Genomic DNA, 15583 nt, shown 5'->3' on the forward strand with positions numbered 1-15583 from the left:
GTGCGGTCCAGGGGGCCGCACCGCGCCGCGTTGTGAGCTATCACAACCCGACGGCTCGCCGCCGGGACACTTCTCGGACAACCGAGTGTCCACTGTGTGCGCTTAACGTTCATCTGCACGTGCATTCGCAAAAATGCACGAGTGAAGCGAAACGGATTCCCGTCAGATCGATAGCGCGCTTCCGCCGCCATTCCGGCGGGCCGCGATTCCGACCCATCGGTCCGATCGGCGAATCTCCAGCGGACCCCCCGGCGCCCCCGGAATTCGGGGCGCCCTAATTCATCCGATCATTTGCGTCCGTGCGCGCCGGGGCTGGGTTGGAAGGCGCGGGCAATCGCCTGCACCCACCCGCGCGGGCTGATCCCGGGGGGCGGGGCGATCCAGCGCGCGTCCACCCAGTCGACGCCGCGCGGATCGCGCGCCCAGCGGGCGACCGCCGCGGCCCGCTCCGGCACCTGCGCGGGCGGGTCACCGGCGGCGAAGCGCGCGCCGCCGCCCGCCTGCAGGTAGAGCGCGTCCATGATCTGGGTGATCTGGTCCGAGGCGCGCAACTGGGTCGACCACGCCGCCTGCTCGTGCGCGATCACCTGCGGGAACCGGCGCACCAGCAGGCTGTGCAGCGCGTGCGTGCGGCGCATGAGCAGCCGGGCGCGCAGCCACAGCTCCACCACGATCCACACCGCGCCGAGCCCGATCAGCAGCGCCGCGAGCGCCCACGCCGGCGCGAACGGCAGCGCCGCTCCCGCCGCCCTGGCCCGCTCCCCGGCGATGGCCGCGCGGATATCGGCGGCGGCGAGCAGCCCGACCAGGGCGGTGCCCGCGGTGTAGAGCGCGATGCCGCGGCCGAGCGCGGTCCAGTCCAGGTTGCGCAGCCCTGTGACCACTACCAATGCGCAGCCGAGGACGACGAAGGCCGAGCCGAAGGTGGTGGACCAGGCGAGCGTGACCGCCGCGGCCGCGGTGCCGACGCCGTAGATGCCCGCGGCGATCCGGCGCAGGTTCCCGCGCGAGACCACCGGCCAGGCCGCCGAGGCCACCACCGAGGTGGCGGTGGCGAAGCCGATCCAGGCGGCGGTCTGCACGCCGGTGGAGAGCAGCCCGGAGGGCAGCCCGCCGGGCAGCGCGTGGTCGAGCGCGAGGCCGATCTCCGGGACCGCGGTGGTGACCGCGGTGGCCACCGCGGCGACCGCGAGCACGATCGCCACCCTTGCGGTGGTGGCGGGCTTGACCAGCACCCGCCCGACCCGCGCGCCCGCGGCGATCCAGATCAGCACGGCGGTGATCCACGGCGTCATCCGAGTGCCTCGTCGAATCGCAGGACCGAGACGCCCGCGCCCCGGTTGGTGAAGACGCGCAGCCGCGTCATGAGCATGGCGGCGAAGGTCTCGGCCTCCCACTCGGCGTGCTCGTCGGCGCCGTCGGAGACGATCTCCTGGTGCGAGCGCTGGCTGAGCATGTAGGCGATGAGGTCGTCGCTCGCGGCCAGCGTGACCTCCTCGGCGGGGGCGCCCTCGTGCGCGAAGACGATGTGGCCGAGTTCGTGGGCCAGGGTGTGGTCCCGGCCGGGGAGCGCCTCGGCGAGCACGATGACGTCGCGCTCCGGGTAGCGGCGGCGCTGGCCGCAGACGCCGGGGCCGAGCCTGGCGCTGGTGATCTCGATGTCCCGGCCGCGCTCCCGGCCGATGGCGAGCACCACCTCGTCCAGGGTGGTGGCGTCGGAGTCGGCGGCGACCGCGCAGACGGCGTCGACCGCGGCGGCGACCCGGCGGTACGAGCGGTTCATGGTCCTGGTCATCGGCTGCTCCCCGGTCCGAAGAACTCGGCTCTGGCGGCGTCGAGCCGCGCCTGGGCGGCGGCGGCGCTGCGGAAGCTCACGGCGCCGGAGGCGGCAGCCGCGATGGCCATGGCGGCCAGGCCGCCGAGGACCGGGAGGAGCGGGGCCGCGGGGATCGGGTCGTCCGCGGCCAGTGGGCGGACCTCGGGGTCGGGTGGGTTCGGTTGCGTGAAGGCGTTTTCCGGGGCGCCGATGGGGATCGGTGCACCGGGGGCTCCGGGCGCCGGGGTGCCGGGTAGTGCGCCGGGGGTCGGGGCCGCCGGGATGCCGGGTTCGCCAGATGCCGTCTGCCCGCCGGAGTTCGCATCGCGATCGCCACCTGGCGCCGAGGTGCCGGGCTCACCCTGCGCTTCCCCGCTGTCGGCGGCGTCCGGGGTGCCGGGCTCGCCATGCGCTTCCCCGCTGTCGGCGGAGTCCGGGGTGCCGTCGCTGCCCGGCGCGTCCGCGTCGCTCGCGCTCTCGGGGCTATCGAATGTGCCGGGATTGCCCGAATTGCCGGGAGCGGGCGCAGGAGGGCCGTCCAAGGGCGGCTCCACGCCGGGCTGCGCCAGGGTCGGGAGCGCGGGGAGCGGGATGAGGAGGAGCAGGGGGACGGCGGAGGTGAGGGCGAGCGCCGTCGCGGTGGAGATGATCGCGGCCGGGTCGAGCGCGATGGGGGCCGCGCTCACCGAGCCGGGTGCGCCCGCTCCGGTCTCCGCGCCGATCGAGACGGCGCCGCCCAGTTCGAGCTCCGAGGACACGGAGAGTCCCGGTCCACCGGAACCGGTTGCCGTCAGGCTGATTCCGGCCGACCCGATGAACATGAGGCCGAGCCCGGCCGAACCCGCACCGAGCAGCACCGGCGGCGCGGCGGGCGGCGGCGGCGCGGGCGTCGTGGTGCCGACCCCCGGTCCGGCCTCCACCTTGCGCTCGGGCTCAGCGGTGGCTTCCGCGCTCTCGATCGGCTCCTCCACCGGAGGAACCTCGGGAACGGTCGTGGTCACCGACACGCCCGTCGACGTCGGCGCCTCCTCCGTGCCGGTCGTCGACTCCACTTCGTCGGTAGTCTCGGGCGCAGCCGAGGTCGTGGTCGGAGCGGCCGACGCCGTCGTGGTCGCGGACGGCGTCGAGGTCACCGTCTCGGACGGCTCGGCACCGGCCGCCACCTGGACCGACAGCGCAATGACAGCAACAGCCGCGGCAACTGCCGTCGAGCGAACCACACGACCCCCGGCCATACGCCAGCCTTCCCCTAGTCGAACGCGCGCGGCCCATGGGCCCGCTGCTGTTCCGGACGGGGTTTCGGGGCGAACGCGAGCCCATCATAGCCGGGGCGTACCGAACCGGCCCGCGCTCGCGCGAATCGGCTCAGGCGCCGTAGACCGGCTCCTGCGGCACCGATTCGGCAATCAATTTGGCAACCACCGGCCCCAGCTCAGCGGGGTCCCAGCGCTGCCCCTTGTCGATGGGGGTGCCGTGCCGCCACCCGTCTGCGAGCGCGACCTTGCCGCCCTCGACCTCGAAGATCCGGCCGGTCACGTCGCCGGACTCCGCGCTGCCGAGCCACACCACCAGCGGCGAGATGTTCTCCGGCGCCATGGCGTCGAAGTCGGAGCCCTGCGTGTTCATCATCTCCGCGAAGACCGTCTCGGTCATGCGGGTGCGCGCGGACGGCGCAATGGCGTTCACCGTGACCCCGTAGCGGCCGAATTCCGCTGCGGCGGTAAGCGTCAACGCGGCGATACCGGCCTTGGCCGCGCCGTAGTTGCCCTGCCCGACCGACCCCTGCAGCCCCGCGCCCGAGCTGGTGTTGATCACCCGCGCGGCGGGCGTGCGGCCCGCCTTGGCCTCCCCGCGCCAGTACTCGGCGGCGTGCCGCAGCGGCGCGAAGTGCCCCTTGAGGTGCACCCGGACCACCGCGTCCCACTCGTCCTCGGCCAGGTTGACCAGCATCCGGTCGCGGACGAAGCCCGCATTGTTGACCAGCACGTCGAGCCCGCCGAAGGTGTCGATGGCCTGGTGCACCAGGTTGCGCGAGCCGTCCCAGTCGGCCACGTCGTCGCCGTTGGCGACGGCCTCGCCACCCGCGGCGCGGATCTCGGCGACCACCTGCTCGGCCGGGGTCTCGCCGGTGGCGGCGCCGTTCAGCGCCGAGCCGAGGTCGTTCACCACGACCCTGGCGCCCGCCGCGGCGAAGGCCAGCGCGTGGGCCCGGCCGATGCCGCGGCCCGCCCCGGTGACGATGACGGTGCGCCCGGCGCAGATCTGCTCGCTCATGCTCGTCCTTCTCCTGGTCAGCTCAGCTGCTCGTGGTGTTCGGTGGTCGCGGCGCCGAGGAAGGCGGGCAGCTCGCCGCCGCCGTGCACCAGCAGCGCCGCGCCGGTGACGAAGGCGGCCAGCGGCGAGGCCAGGAAGACGGCGCAGCGGCCGATGTCCTCCGGGGCGGCCAGCCTGCCCATCGGGATGGTCCGGCCCACCGCGGCGACGCCGTCGGCATCGCCGTAGTGCAGTGCGCTCAGCTCGGTCTCGACCGGGCCCGCGACGATCGTGTTCACCCGCACCCTGGGCGCCCACTCCACGGCGAGCGAGGTGGTCATGCTGTCCACCCCAGCCTTGGCGGCGCCGTAGGCGGCGGTGCCCGGCGACGGCCGCACCCCGCTCACGCTGGTGATGCTGGTGATCGTGCCGCCGGTCGGCTGGTCCCGCATGACGGCCTGCGCGGCCTGCGCGAGTTGCAGCGGGGCGAGCAGGTTGAGCTGCACGATCTTGTCGTGGAAGCGGGCGCTGGCATCGGCGGCCAGCGCGAAGGGGGCACCGCCCGCGTTGTTGACCAGGTGGTCCAGGCGGCCGTGCCGCTGAACTATCGAGTCGATCAGCGCCGCAACGGATTCCGGGTCACGGACGTCGGCGGGCAGGTACTCGACCGTCCGCTCCCCCACCGTGATCGGCGCGTCCGGCGGGCGGCGCGCGCAGGCGACGACGGACGCGCCCGCGGCCAGGAAGACCCGGCTGATCCCGGCGCCGACCCCGCGGACACCGCCGGTCACCAGCACGACGTGGTCGGTCAGGTCGATTTCGATGGCCACCGTGCTAACCTACCAAGCAACTGCTTGCTTTGCCAACGCTTCGATGGGACATGCGATGGGAATCAACCGTCACTCCGCCGCCCCGGGCGTCGCCGTCGTCACGGTCGACTACCCGCCGGTCAATGCCATTCCGTCGGCCGGGTGGTTCACCCTCGCCGACGAGATCCGCGCGGCCGGGCGCGACCAGGAGACCAGGGTGGTGGTGCTGCGCGCGGAGAACCGGGGGTTCAACGCGGGCGTCGACATCAAGGAGATGCAGGCCAACCCGGGGCACCAGGCGCTGATCGATGCCAACCACGGCTGCTTCGAGGCGTTCGCGGCGGTGTACGACTGCCCAGTGCCGGTGATCGCGGTGGTGCAGGGGTTCTGCCTGGGCGGCGGGATCGGGCTGGTCGGCAATGCCGACATCATCATCGCGAGCGACGACGCCACCTTCGGGCTGCCCGAGGTGGACCGCGGCGCGCTCGGCGCGGCCACGCACCTCTCCCGGCTGGTGCCGCAGCACCTCATGCGCGCGCTCTTCTACACCGCGGGCACGGTGACGGCGCAGCAGCTGCAGCACTTCGGCTCGGTCTTCCAGGTGGTGCCGCGCGCCGAGCTGGACGCCGCCGCGCTGAAGGTCGCGGAGAACGTCGCGGCCAAGGACGGCCGGGTCATCCGGGCCGCCAAGCGCGCGCTCAACGGCATCGACGTGCAGGACGTGCACCGCAGCTACCGCTACGAGCAGGGCTTCACCTTCGAGCTCAACCTGGCCGGGGTCTCGGACGAGATCCGGGCGCGATTCGACGAGGATCTGGCGGCGCGCCGGTCCGGGAACTGAGGGAACAACGATGCGCGACAAGCGGATGTCGCTCGACGACGTGGTCGGCGAGCTGCGCAGCGGGATGACGATCGGGATCGGCGGCTGGGGCTCGCGGCGCAAGCCGATGGCCCTGGTCCGCGCGCTCCTGCGCTCGGACATCACCGACCTCACCGTGGTCACCTACGGCGGCCCCGACCTGGGGCTGCTCTGTTCGGCGGGGAAGGTGCGCAAGGCGTACTACGGCTTCGTCTCGCTGGACTCGCCGCCCTTCTACGACCCGTGGTTCGCCAAGGCGCGCACGGCGGGCGAGATCGTGGTGCGCGAGATGGACGAGGGCATGGTCAAGTGCGGCCTGGAGGCGGCCGCCGCCCGGCTGCCCTTCCTGCCCATTCGCGCCGGGCTCGGCTCCGACGTGCCGAACTTCTGGGAGGGCGAGCTGAAGACCGTCGACTCCCCCTACGGCGACGAGACCCTGATCGCCATGCCCGCGCTCAACCTGGACGCCGCGCTGGTGCACCTGAACCTCGGCGACAAGCACGGCAACGCCGCCTACACCGGCATCGACCCGTACTTCGACGACCTGTACTGCCTGGCGGCCGAGCGCCGCTACCTCTCGGTGGAGCGCGTCGTCGAGACCGAGGAGCTGGTGAAATCCGTTCCGCCGCAGGCGCTGTTGCTGAACCGAATGCTGGTGGACGGCGTGGTCGAGGCGCCGGGCGGCGCGCACTTCACGCTCGCGGCCGACGACTACGGCCGGGACGAGAAGTTCCAGCGGCACTACGTGGAGTCGGCCAAGACGCCGGAGGCGTGGCAGCAGTTCGTGGACACGTACCTGGCGGTGTCCGAGGACGAGTACCAGGCCGCCGTGCGGCGATTCGCGGAGGAGGAGCAGTGACCATTACTCGTGCCGAGGTCTGCGCGGTGGCCTGCGCCGAGATCTTCGCCGGGGCGGGCGAGATCATGGCGAGCCCGATGTCGCCGCTGACCACCCTGGGTGCGCGGCTGGCCAAGCTCACCATCGAGCCGGACCTGCTGCTCTCCGACGGCGAGGCCAGGTTCTTCGCCGAGACGCCCGCGCTCGGCCGCTCGGCGCCGATCGAGGGGTGGATCCCGTTCCGCAAGGTGTTCGACGTGGTCGCCTCCGGGCGCAGGCACGTCGTCATGGGCGCGAACCAGATCGACCGGCACGGCAACCAGAACCTCTCCGCCTTCGGTTCTCTGCAGCAGCCGACCCGGCAGATGTTCGGCGTGCGCGGGGCGCCCGGCAACACCATCAACCACGCGACCAGCTACTTCGTGCCCAAGCACGGTAAGCGGGTCTTCGTGGAGAAGGTCGATATTGTCTCCGGGGTCGGCTACGACAAGGTCGACCCGGCCAACCCGGCGTTTCGCTTCCACCACCTGCACCGGGTGGTGAGCAACCTGGGCGTCTTCGACTTCGAGGGCCCGGACCACACGCTCCGCGCGCGGAGCCTGCACCCCGGGGTGAGCGCCGACGAGGTCGCGGAGAACACCTCGTTCGAGATCGCCGGGCTCGCCGATGCCCCGGAGTCCCGGCTGCCCACCGCCGAGGAGCTGCGGCTCATCCGCGAGGTGCTCGACCCCAAGTCGGTGCGCGACCGCGAGGTGCCGCAGTGACCGCGCGGCTGCGCACCCCGCTCACCGAGCTGGTCGGGATCGAGCATCCCGTCGTGCAGACCGGCATGGGGTGGGTGGCCGGGCCGAGCCTGGTCTCCGCCACCTCCAATGCCGGTGGGCTCGGCATTCTCGCCTCCGCGACCATGACTTATGCGGAGCTGGAGGAGGCCGTTGCCAAGACCAAGGAGCGCACCTCCAAGCCGTTCGGCGTGAATATCCGGGCCGATGCCTCGGACGCTCCGGAGCGGATCGACCTGCTCATCCGCGAGGGCGTACGGGTCGCGTCGTTCGCGCTGGCGCCGAAGAAGGAGCTGATCGCCAAGCTCAAGGACGCCGGTGTGGTGGTCATCCCGTCCATCGGGGCGGCCAAGCACGCGGTGAAGGTCGCCTCCTGGGGCGCCGACGCCGTGATCGTGCAGGGCGGCGAGGGTGGTGGCCACACCGGCCCGGTCGCCACCACCCTGCTGCTCCCCTCGGTGCTGGACGCGGTCGATATCCCCGTCGTCGCCGCCGGCGGCTTCTTCGACGGCCGCGGGCTGGCCGCCGCTCTGGCCTACGGCGCGGCCGGAGTCGCGATGGGCACGCGGTTCCTGCTCACGCAGGAGAGTTCGGTGCCGGACTCGGTCAAGCAGGAGTACCTCGCCCGGCAACTCCAGGACACGGTGGTCTCGCTCAAGGTGGACGGGATGCCGCACCGGGTGCTGAACACCGAGCTGGTCTCGCGGCTGGAGAAGTCGGGGCGGGTACGCGGGTTGACCGCCGCTGTCGCCAATGCGGCGAAGTTCAAGGGGATGACCGGGATGAAGTGGTCGACCCTGGTTCGGGACGGGCTCGCCATGCGCAAGGCGAAGGATCTGACGTGGTCGCAAGTGGTCATGGCGGCCAATACGCCGATGCTGCTCCGGGCCGGGCTGGTCGAGGGGAATACCGAGGCAGGGGTTCTGGCCGCCGGGCAGGTCACCGGCATCATCGATGACCTGCCGACCTGTGCGGAGCTCATCGATCGAATCGTCAGCGATGCTGTCGCCCGGATCGGGGCGCTGGACAAGGTGGCCGCCGAGCACTGATTGCCGGTGTTCGTGCCGACCGGTACCGTCTGACCCGTCCGGGGCGGGGAGACGGTACCGGCCCCGCATCGGCAGGGAGGGTGCGGAGATGCGCAGGGCAGGGGTTGTGGTGGGGGTTCTCGCCGCTGCGGGTATCAGTGCGGGGTGTGGGCCCACGGCGGAGGTCGTGCCGGAGACGTCGGTGGTTGCGACGGTGGCGCCGAGTACTAGTGCCGATCCGGATGCGGGGTTGTGGGACCCGTGCGAGCTGCCCGATTCGGCCATTTCTGCGACCGGGTTGGATCCGGCGAGCAAGATCCCGGATGTTGCCGGCGTCGACTTCGACGGGTGGAGGGTGTGCAACTGGAGTCCCGAACCACCGGACTGGTACGAACTGACAGTCTTCTCCGGCAGCCCTACGCTCGCCGAAGTGCGGCAGCGCAAAGATTTCACCTCGTTCGAGGATCGCTCGATCGATGGTCGTCCAGGAGTGAAGTTTCTCGATGTCGGCGATTCTCGGGGCCTCGGGTGCACCGTCGCAGTCGAGGTGTCCGGGGGCACCGTCGCGTTTCGCCTGATCACCAGCCCCGCGGTAGGCAAATTGGGTGATCCGTGCTCTGAGGTGATCCGCCATGCCGATGACCTCGCCGTGAATCTACCGAGAAGCTGAGCATCCGAATGGACCCCACAGCATCCAACCTGGAATGGCAAAGCGTTCTTGCGGCCGCCGAAGCCGGCCAGGTCTCGCTTGATCCCGCAGTTGGTCGTGACCTCGACCGGATCTGCGACAACTACGTGACCCGGCTCAGCGAGCTCTACCAGAACCTCCGCAGCATCGCGTTCTTGGAGGGGTTCGGCGGCTTCCCATCATCCGAAGTACTGCAACAGAAGTTCGCCCAAAAGGCGATGGGCAGCGACCGCTCGCTGGAAGTCGTACTCCTCCAGCACATCGATGCCGTGAAACTCGCCAAACAAGCCGTGGCGAAGGCAATTCAGAACTTCACAGAACAGGACATCGCCTCCGGCGACCGCATCTCGGGGACCACGCCGTGACCTACGACGACTACCGCGCCCGCATCATCGACGCACAGGAACAGTGGAACCGCGAACGCGACACCATCTACGACTTCACCTCCCGCGGCGCCACCGGCTTCACCGGCGAATACGACCCACCCCACATCCCCGCCCCGGACAACTACGACAGCATGACGCTGACCCAGATGGTCGACGCGGTCAACGCCATGCGCCCGTCCATCGCACAGCAGGCGGCGGAGGCGTGGACGGGTATCGGCATGAACATGACCGGCGCCGTGAGTGTGTTCAACGAGGAGTTCGCACGCACGGTGAACGGCGGCTGGCAAGGCGCGGCGGCGCAATCGGCGGTCACGGCGGTGCAGAACTACACCCAACGGTCGGAGGACCTGGCGACAGCCGCAGCCATGGTCGGCCTCAAACTCGCCGAACTGCACACCGGCCTGCACCAGACGCAGGCACTCATGCCGTACGTGACGGAACGCCCCGACATCGCGGGCAAAACCCTCCCGCAGGAGGGGGTGATGAAGGAGGGCGACTACGCCGAGGAGGAGGCTACACAGGAGGCGCGGCGAGTACTGCGCACCGTGTACGGGCAGGTGGCGCAGCAGACCGACCACGGTGTCCCCGTCCTGCCCGATGCCCCCGTGATCGTGAGCGGACCGGGAGCAGAGGCACCGCCCGCCGGCGTCCCTGGCACCCCGACCGGTGCCGACAACACGGGTCCGGCAGGCACCGGCGCTCCCACTATCGAGGAGGAGTCGGCAACCGACGTCCCGGCCACCGACACCGCAACCCCGACCGAGGATCAGCCGGGCAACGAACCCCAGACCGAGGCGGCGGGCACCGACCCCACCACCCAGTCCACGACCCCCACCTCGACAACGCCGAACACCACCCCGGCGAGCACCACCCCGAGCCCGACCAGCACAGTGCCCGGCGCCACGCCGACAACCCCGGGCACGCCATCGACCCCTGGAACACCGTCGAGCCCCGGCACACCGTCGCGGCCGGGAACCCCCTCCCCCGGAATCCCTTCCGGCACCCCGGTCACCACCCCTGCACCGGGCCGCAGCATCACCGGCGCACCCCCATCGACCACCATCGCCCCCGCCGCCACCACCGCTACCGGCACCAATACCCGCACGACGACCGGCGTCCCCGGCATGATGGGCGCGGGAGCGGGCGCGGCCCGCCGGGACGACGAGAACTCGACCGGCACCAAGGACTACCTGATCAACCAGCGCAACGGCGAGGAACTCACCGGCCTCGACTCCCACCCGAGGACGGTGCCGCCGGTGATCGGCGGCGACAATGCCTGAGTGGCGCTTCACCGGCCTCGAATTCGAGCTGCTGTGGAACGCCTACGGCCGCGACCGCCTCCCGTACCCGCTGCGCTACCGCCCGGAGCCCATGGACTTCCGCGACCTGCGACAACTCCGCGAGGCCGCCGTCACCACCCTCACCGACATGTACGCGGTCGAACTGGAACGCGCCCTCGACGTCCTGCTCGAGCCGGACGTCCGCATCGAGGTCACGGGCCTCGACCACACCGACCCCGCGCGCCTCGTGCGCTTCCACGGCGCCATCCGCGCCAATGCGGGCACCGCGCTCACCCAGGAACCCGGCCCCGCCCCGGACACCGGCGCCGACATCGTGCTCCGCTACGGCCAGGCCAAACAGGTACCCGCGGCAGCCGTCGCGGCCCTACCCGCCCGCAGGCCCGGCACCCAACCCTCGATCCACCTGCCCCGCGTGGACATCCGCACCGACCGCGACCGCCCACTGCGCTCCCCGGACGGCGCCATCGCCCGCCTCGACCGCGTCTTCGCCCGCCCCCGCCAGGCACTCGGCGAGGTCGCGGTCTTCCCCGGCTCCGCCCTCGACGCCCGCCCCACCCCCGGTGACGGCTTCTGGTGGATGGACTACGACGACGGCCGCTACCTGGTCCGCACCGGCGACCCGATCGAAGCCGCCCCGCTCGGCGCGGACGCGATGGTCGCCGAGATCGAGCGCCGCGCCGTCCGTGCCCAGCGGTGGCACCGCGAGAACGAGCGCGCCTCCGGCTGAGCTACGGGCGACTCCGGTCGAGAAGTGCACGACCAGCGCCTGATTCAGCAACCTTGTCGCTAGTCTCACCGCATGGAAGCGGCGCAGGTGCAGCGGAAGCTCGAGCTCTCCCCCGACGAAGACTTCGTCCTGACAGCGTGGCAGTACCGGATGATGCAGCGCGATATCGCGGCGTCGAAGGGGAAGTTCCTGCCCGCCAAGCGCGAGGTGCGCAACGGGTTCCGCGCGGCCGCCGCCGCGGCCATCGCGGACCGCGGGCATGGCGACTGGTCGCCCGCGGTGGCCGATATCGTGCGCCGAGTCAGCGCGGACGGCGCGGCGCCGAACTTCGAGGCGCTCGAAGCCGCCGGGCCGGAGGTCTCCGCGGTGGTGACGCGGCGGTCGAGGGCCCTGCTCCTGCTCATCGACCTCTACGGCTTCGAGCCGTGGGTGGAGGGCAAATGGGAGAAGGGGGCCCGCGCCGAAATTCTCGGAGCCGCGCACGAGGCACTGCCCCCGCTGCACCCGGAAGACCTCGACGCCGTGGAGAACGCGTACAAGCACGCGATCAAGACGCTGTCGAAGGCAGGCAACTGGACCAAGTACGCGCTCCTCGCCGGGGCAGGTCTCGGGCTCGGCCTGCTAACCGGCGGCCTCGCCGCACCGGCCATCGCAGGTGCGTACGGCGCACTGGTGCTCGGCTACTCGGGCGCCGTCGCCACCTCGGCGGGCTTGGCGGCGCTCGGCGGCGGCTCGATCGCGGCAGGCGGACTCGGCATGGCCGGTGGCGCCGCGCTGATCACCGGTTTCACCGGCGCAGCGGGGGCGGGCATGGTCACGCTCGCCGGGAAGGCCGCTGGCCTCACGGCCGCGCGCATTGCCGCCGACGCCGTCCGGCTGCACGTGGTGACCCAGCTCGTGCTCCGCGATGTGGACGGCAACGAGGAGGCTGCCAAGGCCGTCGTCGTCAGCCTGCGCGAGCGGGTCACGGCACTGGGCAGGACCGTCGCGGCGCTCGCCGAACGCATCGAGAAGCTCCGGGCGCAGCTCGAGGCCAAGCAGGCGGAGGTGGAGGCGGAGCGGGAGCACCGGCTCGCGGCCGAGGACCGGGTCGCCCGCTTCCGCGGCGTCGCCGACCGGCTCCGGGAGCGGGTGACCGGTCCCGAGGACGACGAGCTCAAGTCCCTGATCGCCGAGCTGGACGAGCTCACGGACGAGAAGAAGACCGTCGAGACGCTGGCGCAGGGAGTCACCAGCCTCGCCGACGACCTCGAGGAAGCGGCGTGAGCGTCGTCGATGCCGACTACATCGGCAACCTGGACATCCTCAGCCGCGACATCGGCGACATCGAAAAGCTGGCCGCGGCCGCCCTTTCGGACGAGCCGACCGATCGCACGCTGCGACAGCGCCTCGCGAACACTCCCGCCGAGCTCACCTACGCGGAACTCACCGACCACCATCGGGGACGCCGCGAAGGCGAAACCGAACTCGCCGATCTGCTCGATCCGACAGCGCTAGCGCAGCTCGACGAATGGCGGGCGGCCCAGCGGCTGCCGTGGGACCGCAGCGACCTGCTGGTCGTCGGCATCACCGGCCTGCTCGGCGCCCTCGCCAACCTCTACGACACCCAGGTGGACGCCGCCGTGCTCGGCGGCCTGTCCCAGCTGAAGAAAAGCGCCCTGCTGCGCCGCTGGGAGCGGGAGACCGCCCGGCTCCCCATCGATTACACCGGCCCGAAATTCGGCGGCCCGGCGCACCGCGTCAAGTCCGCGGGCCACGACATCGGCCGCTTCTGCACCGCCCTGAACCAGATCCGCACCGGCACCTTCGAAGGGAGCTACTGGGACGACGGCCGACGCATGACCGGCCTGGCGACCACAACCCGCTCCGGCCTGCCCTTCGCCCAGGAATCCGACCCGCACCGAGCGATCGCGCTCCTGCTCAAACACTGGGCCGCCGACTTCGTCACCCCGATGAGCCTGCCGCTCCCCGGCTGGACCCTGCTGTGTGAAATGCCGGACCCCGCCCTGCGCAAGTTCGCCCACGACGCCTACGCGAACGCAGGCCTGAACCTCCGCTCCGGCGTCCTGACGCCCGGCCTCGGCGTCCTCGCGACCGAGGTCGTCATCCGCACCCACACCCACCTCGCGGCCTACCGCTCGACCGGCACCGCCCGCCTCCCTTCCGGTACGGCAGCGAAACGCACCGAGATGCTGCTGGCAGCCCACGCCGCCGCGGGCGCGATCAGCCTCTCCAAGACGGCGGCGGCCGCCATCGCAGGCCAAGCCGCTATGGCGGCCCGGCACCTGAATATTCCGGCTCTGCTCCGGATCGGCATGCTCGCCCTGCAGGTCCGCTCCGATACCGCGGCGGCACCCTCGTGGGAAGAACTGCTCGCCGAGCAGGCGGCGACCTGGAGTCTGCCCGAGGCGGTCACCATCGCGGACCTGCTGGAGACCGGCAGGTCACAGCTCCGAGAGTGTCGATCACCATCGGACGTCCGGCGCCCAGCCGCTGCCCTCTAAACTCTTTCGGTGCAGGATGGCCGACGCGGCCACCGCTTCGACCTTGGGGGAGGGTCCGATCAAACTCTTATCGAGTGAACATGCGAGCTTCAGATTGAAACCCCGATGGACTTTCCCGGCGAATGCCGCCGCAAGACATCGGAGTGGGTGAGGCATGGACCGAGGTCCGCGTGCGAGACGCGCGGGGGTCGGTTGACAAAGAAGTCTATGAAGTGGTCGAGGAACTGGTGAAGAACCAGGGCTGGCGCCTGCGCCGCCAAGGCCACAAATATGCGATCTACTGCCCTTGCACAGATGGGACCGGAGACTTCATCACACTCCCAGGTACCTCGCGGAATCCCGGAAATGCCGCCAAGCGAGTCAAACGGTCGGCAGCGAAGTGTCCTGACCGCCACGAGTTGATGAAGTAGTAACGCCCCCATATGCCCGACTGTGGTCAATTGACAACAGCCGACCCGGGGCGCATGCTGGTGACATGTCCCAGAGCGAGTTCGAGCTCATTTTCGAGGTCTCACAGGTCTCCGATCCCGGTGACCTGCGGATAGAGCACGTCGGGAGGTATCTGGACATTGTGGTCCAGTCCCACTCCGGCCTCACGCTGGCTACCGTCACCGCCGAAGGAGCCGAAGTACTCAGCGCCGCCATGAACGCAGCACGTGTTCTGGCGGCATGCGGACTCTCGCCCGTGCGGTCACACCCCGATCTGGTCACCCGCCAGGACATCGCCGAGCGAGCCGAAGTAACCCGGCAGGCAGTGGGAAACTGGGTCCGAGGCGAGCGCCAGCGGGCGGATGCCTTCCCCACACCGGCGAATCTGGTCGGCGGTGGCGTCTGGCTGTGGGGCGACGTTGTCGCGTGGCTCCGGCGACAGGACTATGAGACCGACGACCTCGGATTCCCTTCGATGAGTGATCACACCCGCATCGATAGTGCGCTCTTGGACCTGTCGAGAAGTTCGCTCCGCTCGAACGCGTGCGAGATCACCGGCTATGTCGCGCTCGGTGGCGGGCGAGCAGGGACTTTCTATGCACCGTCCAGGATTGACACTCATTCTGCCCTAGCCGGCGGTAGTTTTCGGGCGGAATACGGCCTCGCGATATGAGCGAAGAATTCTCGGCCGCGAGCGTTGCCACCGACACCGACTCAATTCTCGCCTTTGCTGAACTTACCGACATCGTGTTCTACGAATGCAGCGGACGACGCAATCGCGACGCTGGGGAAGTGCCTCTGTCCATACAGATCGCGCTGGGTCGAGATGAACTCGGTCTCGAAGTTCGGTGCAGGGCTACTATTGCTGGAGCGGGAGGCGAGTACATCGCAGATGCTTCAGCTGTTTTTACTTTCCGAGAACCGGTCGAAGCCACAGCGGAAGCCGTTACCGACTTCGCGGCCCGAGTCGGGGTCATGGCGGTCTACCCCTACCTTCGCGAGTCCATCACTCAATCGAGTGCGAAGCTCGGGCTGGAGAGGCCGGTCTTGCGTCTCCTCCGGCCGGGCGAGGTTTCTCTCACTATCAATAACCCGGATGGGGATAGCGCATCCGAACCGACCCCGCACTCCCAATACTGAAATGCGGGTGCGAGCCGGGCTCG

At 70.5% G+C, this 15583-nt stretch carries 17 protein-coding genes; 12 read left to right on the forward strand and 5 right to left on the reverse strand.

From position 1 onward, the window contains the following. Positions 1–287: 287 nt before the first annotated feature. The 5 genes from ACFUUZ_RS21955 to ACFUUZ_RS21975 all read right to left on the reverse strand — a co-directional run bounded on the left by ACFUUZ_RS21955 (position 288) and on the right by ACFUUZ_RS21975 (position 4899). Positions 288–1295 carry a hypothetical protein gene (locus ACFUUZ_RS21955; RefSeq protein WP_378699036.1) on the reverse strand — a complete coding sequence of 336 codons (1008 nt, stop codon included), beginning with the start codon at positions 1293–1295 and terminating at the stop codon, positions 288–290. Continuing rightward, positions 1292–1795: an ImmA/IrrE family metallo-endopeptidase gene (locus ACFUUZ_RS21960; RefSeq protein WP_378699038.1), complete on the reverse strand. Its 504-nt coding sequence runs from the start codon at positions 1793–1795 to the stop codon at positions 1292–1294. Before ACFUUZ_RS21960 ends, ACFUUZ_RS21955 begins: the two co-directional genes overlap by 4 nt. Then, on the reverse strand, positions 1792–2787 hold the full coding sequence (locus tag ACFUUZ_RS21965) for a hypothetical protein (protein WP_378699040.1): 996 nt from the start codon (positions 2785–2787) through the stop codon (positions 1792–1794). The genes ACFUUZ_RS21960 and ACFUUZ_RS21965 overlap by 4 nt, the downstream gene beginning before the upstream one ends. A gap of 394 nt (positions 2788–3181) precedes the next feature. Further along, positions 3182–4090 carry an SDR family oxidoreductase gene (locus ACFUUZ_RS21970; RefSeq protein ID WP_378699042.1) on the reverse strand — a complete coding sequence of 303 codons (909 nt, stop codon included), beginning with the start codon at positions 4088–4090 and terminating at the stop codon, positions 3182–3184. 17 nt (positions 4091–4107) lie between these two features. Beyond that, positions 4108–4899 carry an SDR family oxidoreductase gene (locus ACFUUZ_RS21975; RefSeq protein WP_378699044.1) on the reverse strand — a complete coding sequence of 264 codons (792 nt, stop codon included), beginning with the start codon at positions 4897–4899 and terminating at the stop codon, positions 4108–4110. Positions 4900–4954: 55 nt separating this feature from the next. Between ACFUUZ_RS21975 and ACFUUZ_RS21980 the strand changes: the two genes are divergently transcribed. The 12 genes from ACFUUZ_RS21980 to ACFUUZ_RS22035 all read left to right on the forward strand — a co-directional run bounded on the left by ACFUUZ_RS21980 (position 4955) and on the right by ACFUUZ_RS22035 (position 15560). Then, the gene (locus tag ACFUUZ_RS21980) at positions 4955–5719 is read left to right on the forward strand and encodes an enoyl-CoA hydratase family protein (RefSeq protein WP_378699046.1); all 765 of its coding nucleotides are present in this window, start codon (positions 4955–4957) and stop codon (positions 5717–5719) included. 10 nt (positions 5720–5729) lie between these two features. Continuing rightward, a complete protein-coding gene (gene ipdA, locus ACFUUZ_RS21985) occupies positions 5730–6596 on the forward strand; it encodes a cholesterol ring-cleaving hydrolase subunit IpdA (protein ID WP_378699048.1) in 867 nt (288 codons plus the stop codon). Next, positions 6593–7339, forward strand: a complete 747-nt coding sequence (locus ACFUUZ_RS21990; RefSeq protein WP_378699050.1) for a CoA-transferase subunit beta — start codon at positions 6593–6595, stop codon at positions 7337–7339. The genes ipdA and ACFUUZ_RS21990 overlap by 4 nt, the downstream gene beginning before the upstream one ends. Beyond that, positions 7336–8406 carry an NAD(P)H-dependent flavin oxidoreductase gene (locus ACFUUZ_RS21995; RefSeq protein WP_378699052.1) on the forward strand — a complete coding sequence of 357 codons (1071 nt, stop codon included), beginning with the start codon at positions 7336–7338 and terminating at the stop codon, positions 8404–8406. The genes ACFUUZ_RS21990 and ACFUUZ_RS21995 overlap by 4 nt, the downstream gene beginning before the upstream one ends. Positions 8407–8494: 88 nt before the next feature. Next, a complete protein-coding gene (locus ACFUUZ_RS22000) occupies positions 8495–9055 on the forward strand; it encodes a DUF3558 domain-containing protein (protein WP_378699054.1) in 561 nt (186 codons plus the stop codon). A gap of 8 nt (positions 9056–9063) precedes the next feature. Next, positions 9064–9438: a hypothetical protein gene (locus ACFUUZ_RS22005; RefSeq protein ID WP_378699056.1), complete on the forward strand. Its 375-nt coding sequence runs from the start codon at positions 9064–9066 to the stop codon at positions 9436–9438. After that, positions 9435–10739, forward strand: a complete 1305-nt coding sequence (locus tag ACFUUZ_RS22010; RefSeq protein WP_378699058.1) for a hypothetical protein — start codon at positions 9435–9437, stop codon at positions 10737–10739. Before ACFUUZ_RS22005 ends, ACFUUZ_RS22010 begins: the two co-directional genes overlap by 4 nt. After that, on the forward strand, positions 10732–11487 hold the full coding sequence (locus ACFUUZ_RS22015; RefSeq protein ID WP_378699060.1) for an ESX secretion-associated protein EspG: 756 nt from the start codon (positions 10732–10734) through the stop codon (positions 11485–11487). Before ACFUUZ_RS22010 ends, ACFUUZ_RS22015 begins: the two co-directional genes overlap by 8 nt. A 72-nt stretch (positions 11488–11559) precedes the next feature. Next, positions 11560–12753, forward strand: coding sequence for a hypothetical protein (locus ACFUUZ_RS22020; RefSeq protein ID WP_378699062.1), 1194 nt, complete (start codon positions 11560–11562; stop codon positions 12751–12753). After that, positions 12750–13991, forward strand: coding sequence for a hypothetical protein (locus tag ACFUUZ_RS22025; RefSeq protein WP_378699064.1), 1242 nt, complete (start codon positions 12750–12752; stop codon positions 13989–13991). The genes ACFUUZ_RS22020 and ACFUUZ_RS22025 overlap by 4 nt, the downstream gene beginning before the upstream one ends. A 475-nt stretch (positions 13992–14466) precedes the next feature. Beyond that, entirely contained in the window at positions 14467–15093 is a 627-nt protein-coding gene (locus tag ACFUUZ_RS22030; protein ID WP_378699066.1) for a hypothetical protein, read from the forward strand. Continuing rightward, a complete protein-coding gene (locus ACFUUZ_RS22035; RefSeq protein ID WP_378699068.1) occupies positions 15090–15560 on the forward strand; it encodes a hypothetical protein in 471 nt (156 codons plus the stop codon). Before ACFUUZ_RS22030 ends, ACFUUZ_RS22035 begins: the two co-directional genes overlap by 4 nt. Positions 15561–15583 lie beyond the last annotated feature (23 nt).

Source organism: Nocardia sp. NPDC057353 (genome assembly GCF_042667085.1).
GTDB lineage: Bacteria > Actinomycetota > Actinomycetes > Mycobacteriales > Mycobacteriaceae > Nocardia.

Bases quoted from the DNA above. Each gene is read 5' to 3' on its own strand.
- ACFUUZ_RS21955 (WP_378699036.1), bottom strand. From the start codon at position 1,295: ATGACGCCGTGGATCACCGCCGTGCTGATCTGGATCGCCGCGGGCGCG.
- ACFUUZ_RS21960 (WP_378699038.1), bottom strand. From the start codon at position 1,795: ATGACCAGGACCATGAACCGCTCGTACCGCCGGGTCGCCGCCGCGGTC.
- ACFUUZ_RS21970 (WP_378699042.1), bottom strand. From the start codon at position 4,090: ATGAGCGAGCAGATCTGCGCCGGGCGCACCGTCATCGTCACCGGGGCG.
- ACFUUZ_RS21980 (WP_378699046.1), top strand. From the start codon at position 4,955: ATGGGAATCAACCGTCACTCCGCCGCCCCGGGCGTCGCCGTCGTCACG.
- ipdA (WP_378699048.1), top strand. From the start codon at position 5,730: ATGCGCGACAAGCGGATGTCGCTCGACGACGTGGTCGGCGAGCTGCGC.
- ACFUUZ_RS22000 (WP_378699054.1), top strand. From the start codon at position 8,495: ATGCGCAGGGCAGGGGTTGTGGTGGGGGTTCTCGCCGCTGCGGGTATC.
- ACFUUZ_RS22005 (WP_378699056.1), top strand. From the start codon at position 9,064: ATGGACCCCACAGCATCCAACCTGGAATGGCAAAGCGTTCTTGCGGCC.
- ACFUUZ_RS22015 (WP_378699060.1), top strand. From the start codon at position 10,732: ATGCCTGAGTGGCGCTTCACCGGCCTCGAATTCGAGCTGCTGTGGAAC.
- ACFUUZ_RS22020 (WP_378699062.1), top strand. From the start codon at position 11,560: ATGGAAGCGGCGCAGGTGCAGCGGAAGCTCGAGCTCTCCCCCGACGAA.
- ACFUUZ_RS22030 (WP_378699066.1), top strand. From the start codon at position 14,467: ATGTCCCAGAGCGAGTTCGAGCTCATTTTCGAGGTCTCACAGGTCTCC.
- ACFUUZ_RS22035 (WP_378699068.1), top strand. From the start codon at position 15,090: ATGAGCGAAGAATTCTCGGCCGCGAGCGTTGCCACCGACACCGACTCA.